The organism is Geobacillus sp. Manikaran-105 (assembly GCF_002809955.1).
GTDB classification, from domain to species: Bacteria; Bacillota; Bacilli; order Bacillales; family Anoxybacillaceae; genus Geobacillus; species Geobacillus thermophilus.
Genome location: NZ_PIJG01000088.1, coordinates 1 through 5,188, shown reverse-complemented (window position 1 = coordinate 5,188; position 5,188 = coordinate 1). Strand labels below are relative to the sequence as shown.

Genomic DNA, 5,188 nt, shown 5'->3' with positions numbered 1-5,188 from the left:
ATGAATCCTTTGTCCCCGAAGTTATACGGGTGGGGAATTTGGGTCATCACGCTTTCGGCTGCGATTCGATCGTGGCAAGATGCTTCCGTCACCACATACTTTTTAACCATTCTTCCAATAGCTTGCTTCCGACTTCATAAGATAAATCATCTGCATCAATAGTAAAAATCTTGTAACCATATTTTTCATGATAATCATACTGATTTAATATTTTTTGAACTAATGTAGTATCTTGTTCATGATCTAAAAAAACCACCCACTTATTTTCGTTCTGAATTTTATATGCAACTGCTTCTATATAGGTGCAATTTGAATCTTTAACATTTGTAGTTTTTACAGAGCGATTGGATCGACTGTCGGGCGAGGCTGCGAAGCGGGTGATTGTTCGGTCACCGCCAGTCGAAAAGTGGATAAGCGACTTTTCCGTCAATGATATGTTAAACTTTTTCGTTGCATGTATATAAGTCAACATTGTTCTCATAATATCCTAAATGAAGATGCTGATTTGGATCAAATTTCACGTTGATCCACTCCCGTCTCTTAATGCACCAACCAAATTTTTCGATTCTGCATCCCTAAACTTGATTTGATTATAATATCCTTCCACAAAATTCAACGATGCTTCCCGCCTTTTGAATAACTTGCTACTAGCTTCTAGCACGATTAACCTGGAACATAACAAAGAGAGAGCTGCGCGGCATTCCACTCATATTCAAGGGACTAGCCAGAAAACATCAATAAAGCAGAACTTCTTGATAATGGCAAAAAAGAGAGCCGCATCATGTTCGTTTTGCCGACGGCTCTCTTTTTATGCAATCGATTCACCTCTTAAAATGGAAACATTGTCATGTGCCAAACTTATTTTTATCCTCTCAGCGAGGACATCCTTTTAAAAGAGCACCTTCATTTTACCATTGATTCCCTTAGGCAGCAAGGAGCGGTTTTGCCCCTCCCACGAACCCTGCAAAAAATAAATTGCTGTTATGTAAACTAGACGTATGGAACAAAATCGTCAAACGTCCAAACCATTGATATATCAACATCGCACTTTAGTTTGTGAAAGTAAAATAACGCTACACACCTATGGCCATTTTTGGCTGGTTTTGGACTGTGCAAAAATAAAAGGAAGACTTGTCCGCCTATTGCCAATATATGCTGGAATGATTGATGAAATATGATCCCCTGCATATATATCTTTTCCCTTTTTAATCAGCTCTAACATAAACGGCTAAGTAACGAAACTCTCCGTGTTTTTCATTGCTAATGGTTGAATAATGATGCCATTGCATTTTATACATCCCTTTTATGACAATCGGTTCTTCACGGTTTTTTGTCGTTCCTGCTGACGCATGTTCCAGCCATTTCAACTCCCCGGTGATGATCCGATTTTCATGGATGCGAAACTCGCAGTCCACCGTATTTGATCGCATCGGCTCAGTCCAGTACAAATGGTCATTCGTTAGCAGCACAACGATCCCGTAGACATTCCTTCTCCCCATAGTTATTCGCTCTAACTTTTCCACTTGCGCCAAAAAATCATAACGCCCTTGATCCTCAGCGCCGTGATGCTTCAATTCAATCGTTTGCGCGTTTTGTCTTATCGTGGCCCGAGCGAGCTTGTTCATTAAACAAATCGCGTATTGGCACCCACTTTCCGGTTCTTCAACCCACAAATCGATCAAATAATCATGAAAGTGTTTGTTCTCTTCGACGCGGAATTTTTCTTGAAGCTGAAATTTTAATGACTGTTTAAACGCTTCTTTTGAAGCAAAAAATGGATGCTTTTGCGATAGACGTTCCAATTCCTCGTGAATAGAAAACATCATTCTTCTCCTTCCTTTATCTATAGTTGCTGCCCGAGCGTCATGTTGCAAGTTCAGCCAATCGACTGCGTAAACTTACATTTCGGGTAATTATTGCAACCTTTGAATGTCCCGTATTTTCCTTTCCGAACGATCAGAACAACGCCACATTTCGGACAACGGTTTTGCTGTGTCTGTTGTTGCAGCTGTTCCTGCTTTGTCCGAATCGTCTGCACGTGCCGCTTTTTCATCTTTTTTCCTGCTGCTTGTTTTTAACAAGCACCCAGTCCGAGTTGTAAGAGCCCATCAGCGTATCAATTTTAAACCAGCTTATCCGCTTAACAAATAATTTTTTAAAATGTTCTTTCACATTCGAATCATCGCGACAACATGACAATTAATAGGCATCGTGTTCAAACATAGTATGGTGAATAGCGCAGATAAGCAAACTACAGAACTATCCATCCTTCATTTATAATACGTCTCGCAACATTTCTTATCCCATTATAACTAATTCTGCCATTACCAAAAAAAGGAGTGGAAAGCATCAAAATAGATCTTTCATTACCTAATGTAATTTTATAAAGTGTATATTGCTCATGGTTAAAATTCCACGTACTAACAGTTTCAATCGTTGAAGAGAAATAGTTTAGCATCATTTCAGTGAGCGTTTGATCATAAGATACAATGAGCTTTACATTTTGATTTTCAATGATTGTTTTACGAATAAGGGAAAGTCTGTTGTTGGCTACTTCATCATAATAATCATTCACAGAACTCCAAATATATAAGTTGAAACTTTGTTTTACATCCGGCAGAGCGCCCGCCGCATTCTATCAAAGTCGACTTGTATGAAGGGAAAACAGAATCGAACAATCGGAAAATCTTTATTGCAACTTATATAGATTCATAAGGTTCTATGCTTTTTTTGGATCGCTTAGGCAATGGCATCAATTCGCCAAGAAAATGATTGGAGCTTTCTCTCCCTAATTGCTTTGCATAAAAAATGTAATCGTTAATATTTTCAACAGTTGCATCCCTTCCTTCGAATTCCAAAATAAAAGCTGCTATATAGCGCCAAACATTAGGACCTGTCCATGATGATAATGGTATATTGTACAAATCTTCCCAAACATGCCGAAAATCCATTTGAAGATGAAACTTTGAGCGAATCTCTAAACTTTGTTCAAGCGTTTTCGTACGGTGTCTCCATATTTCCGCACCGCCTTCTTCAACCCCAAGAAACCAAACCGGGGCATTGACATTTCCGTAGCCAATCCAATTATACAAACATGAACGAACGAGTCTCTCAAAAGAAGTTGAAGTTTCCAGCCTTATTTCTTGCTGCTTCATTTCGTTACTGTCATGGTTCAAATTTGTATCGTGTTGTATCATTTCAGCACTTTTCCCCGACATAGACATCATGGCAATCTCAATTACTTCCCTTAACTGTTGCTCAGAAAAATCTGTAATTTTTATCCATCCTCGTGGATCAACATTATATCCTTTTTTCTTTATGATTTCACTATCCATATAATTGCCATTTACATATCCATTTCCCTTAGGGGATAATTCCCTAGCTAATACTTTCCCTCTTTGCAAGCTTTCTCGATAAACATAATTTACTCGATTATTGCTTATAGGCTTTTCTTGTAATTGCTTAAATGATCGAAAAATAGCTTTCTTATGCTCAAAGCTCAGCATGTTCATTCCTCTCCCCCTATATCTTTATACAATGCTTCTTGGCCAGTGCGATTCCCGATTCACGGGAAAAAAGCAGGGCTCGCTACATCTTCGCCGCAAGCAGTGTGAAATGGCAATTATACTCTATCGGCTTCTTTTTAAAACTTCCAAATAACCAAATCCTTTTGTTCTAGGCAGTTTTCTGCAATAAAAATCTTTACCGTTTTCTCTTTCGCCGTTTCTCCATTTATCCAACTCCGCTAGACGGAATATTGCCATCCGAATAGGCATTTCTATTTTGATCCCCACGCACCGCCCCTCCTCAGTCCGTCAACTGTTTTGATTTCCCTAATTCCAGTTTATCTGTCACAAACGCTTCAACTCATCAAACACCCTATCCTTAATGTTCGTTGATGTAATGGATAATAAGTCAATTTCCTTTGAAATAACTTCTTGAATTTTACCATATTTTTCCGAAGTTTTTTCATCATTTGGAACAGTTCTAAACACTCCATTTTCAAGTTCATGATCAGTAAAGTTATCACCATCATATAAAGGCCAATAGAAAAACCAATGTTCGGAAACGCTCGGCGGTTTATCCCAATGTTCAAGGGTTGAATACACGTATTTGCACAACGTCATTCGTGGTTCTTCTTTGAATGAGATTTCAACCGCATAGATTGGGTCGTTTTTCAACCCATTCCCCGACTGGCAAGGAGGCGCAGAATCTCTCTGATATAGCTTGATAAAAGATTGAATGAACCAGCCTTGATACTCGCGGTCCGATTTCCAGCGCAAAAATTGCGGGGTCACCGGAACAAATCCACATTCGACCGATTGGCGATCCAATTCCGCCAACAGTTTATCGACACTCTCGTACGTTTTTCGCACAACCTCAAAAGCATTTTTTATGTTCTCTCGTATACTAACGGAATTCATAATACCACTCCTTTTCAATACGATTGGCACTTAAATGAAAAAATTGTTCATCTGTATAAAAATGAAAGTAGGAGCAGTGGTCAACTAAAGGACAAGCAAGGATTTGAAAGTTTTGAAAACGATCAAATCCCTTTTTTCTCAATAAAGCAGTCAAATCTTTCAGCATTAACCTTTCAAACTCATTCAATGTTTCATTTTTTTGCACGTACACCAATTGATGGAACTCACATTTCGCACCCTCTCGACGAAAATCGGGAGGATTTTTTCGTTCCGATGTCGAATGAATCCTTGACACACAAGGAACGTAAAGGAGTTTTTCTCTTATGAACGTTCAAGTCAAAAAGGTCTATCGCAATTCTTATTTGAATATAATAAGTGCCCTATTCAAGAAACTGGGTCTGCCTCAATTGATTGACCATCTCGTGCCCGTCGATCCGCAGTGCCAAACGCGAGTCAGCGATGCCGTTCAGGCCATCCTCTACAATGTGTTTGACGGCCGGCAAGCCCTTGTTCACTTGGAACATTGGGCTCAGGAGGTCGATTGTGAGAAACTCATCCGTCCCGATCTCCATCCTTCCTGGTTGAACGACGATGCGTTGGCCCGTCATCTCGATCGCCTGTATGAGGCTGGCATTCACAACGTCATCAGCACTTGCTTGATTCATATTTATCGCAAAGAAGGCCTTTCCCTCCGAGCCTTCCACGCCGATACGACGGACAAGACCGTTTACGGCGCGTATGAATCGGCCTCGTTAGAGGCCTTA

At 39.8% G+C, this 5,188-nt stretch carries 9 protein-coding genes and 1 pseudogene; 1 reads left to right on the top strand and 9 read right to left on the bottom strand.

Going from position 1 to position 5,188, the window contains the following annotated elements; translation table 11 throughout:
- The 9 genes and pseudogenes from CV945_RS16210 to CV945_RS16175 all read right to left on the bottom strand — a co-directional run.
- Positions 1 to 98 (bottom strand): annotated as a pseudogene (locus CV945_RS16210) (IS982 family transposase); the annotation flags it as partial.
- The gene (locus CV945_RS17680; protein WP_232722279.1) at positions 89 to 472 is read right to left on the bottom strand and encodes a DUF3986 family protein; all 384 of its coding nucleotides are present in this window, start codon (positions 470 to 472) and stop codon (positions 89 to 91) included. The pseudogene CV945_RS16210 and the gene CV945_RS17680, both read right to left, overlap by 10 nt.
- A 733-nt stretch (positions 473 to 1,205) precedes the next feature.
- Positions 1,206 to 1,823 carry a hypothetical protein gene (locus CV945_RS16195; RefSeq protein ID WP_094238548.1) on the bottom strand — a complete coding sequence of 206 codons (618 nt, stop codon included), beginning with the start codon at positions 1,821 to 1,823 and terminating at the stop codon, positions 1,206 to 1,208.
- Positions 1,824 to 1,876: 53 nt separating this feature from the next.
- Complete coding sequence (locus CV945_RS17370) at positions 1,877 to 2,053, bottom strand: topoisomerase DNA-binding C4 zinc finger domain-containing protein (protein WP_232722277.1); 177 nt, start codon at positions 2,051 to 2,053, stop codon at positions 1,877 to 1,879.
- Positions 2,050 to 2,172 carry a restriction endonuclease gene (locus CV945_RS17985; RefSeq protein ID WP_221628998.1) on the bottom strand — a complete coding sequence of 41 codons (123 nt, stop codon included), beginning with the start codon at positions 2,170 to 2,172 and terminating at the stop codon, positions 2,050 to 2,052. Before CV945_RS17985 ends, CV945_RS17370 begins: the two co-directional genes overlap by 4 nt.
- A gap of 79 nt (positions 2,173 to 2,251) precedes the next feature.
- Entirely contained in the window at positions 2,252 to 2,575 is a 324-nt protein-coding gene (locus tag CV945_RS16185) for a hypothetical protein (RefSeq protein WP_232722274.1), read from the bottom strand.
- Positions 2,576 to 2,699: 124 nt separating this feature from the next.
- Positions 2,700 to 3,512: a hypothetical protein gene (locus CV945_RS17675; RefSeq protein ID WP_232722271.1), complete on the bottom strand. Its 813-nt coding sequence runs from the start codon at positions 3,510 to 3,512 to the stop codon at positions 2,700 to 2,702.
- 117 nt (positions 3,513 to 3,629) lie between these two features.
- Positions 3,630 to 3,794, bottom strand: a complete 165-nt coding sequence (locus CV945_RS17135; RefSeq protein WP_157807554.1) for a hypothetical protein — start codon at positions 3,792 to 3,794, stop codon at positions 3,630 to 3,632.
- Positions 3,795 to 3,851: 57 nt separating this feature from the next.
- Entirely contained in the window at positions 3,852 to 4,424 is a 573-nt protein-coding gene (locus CV945_RS16175; RefSeq protein ID WP_100660161.1) for a hypothetical protein, read from the bottom strand.
- Between the two features lie 323 nt (positions 4,425 to 4,747).
- Here CV945_RS16175 and CV945_RS16165 point away from each other — a divergent pair.
- The coding region (locus CV945_RS16165; protein ID WP_157807552.1) for a DUF4277 domain-containing protein at positions 4,748 to 5,188 on the top strand (441 nt) is incomplete at its 3' end.

What these genes read in the sequence shown, in the direction of transcription:
- CV945_RS17675 (WP_232722271.1), bottom strand. Translation starts at nt 3,512, where the DNA reads ATGAACATGCTGAGCTTTGAGCATAAGAAAGCTATTTTTCGATCATTT.
- CV945_RS16195 (WP_094238548.1), bottom strand. Translation starts at nt 1,823, where the DNA reads ATGTTTTCTATTCACGAGGAATTGGAACGTCTATCGCAAAAGCATCCA.
- CV945_RS17370 (WP_232722277.1), bottom strand. Translation starts at nt 2,053, where the DNA reads ATGAAAAAGCGGCACGTGCAGACGATTCGGACAAAGCAGGAACAGCTG.
- CV945_RS17680 (WP_232722279.1), bottom strand. Translation starts at nt 472, where the DNA reads ATGTTGACTTATATACATGCAACGAAAAAGTTTAACATATCATTGACG.
- CV945_RS16175 (WP_100660161.1), bottom strand. Translation starts at nt 4,424, where the DNA reads ATGAATTCCGTTAGTATACGAGAGAACATAAAAAATGCTTTTGAGGTT.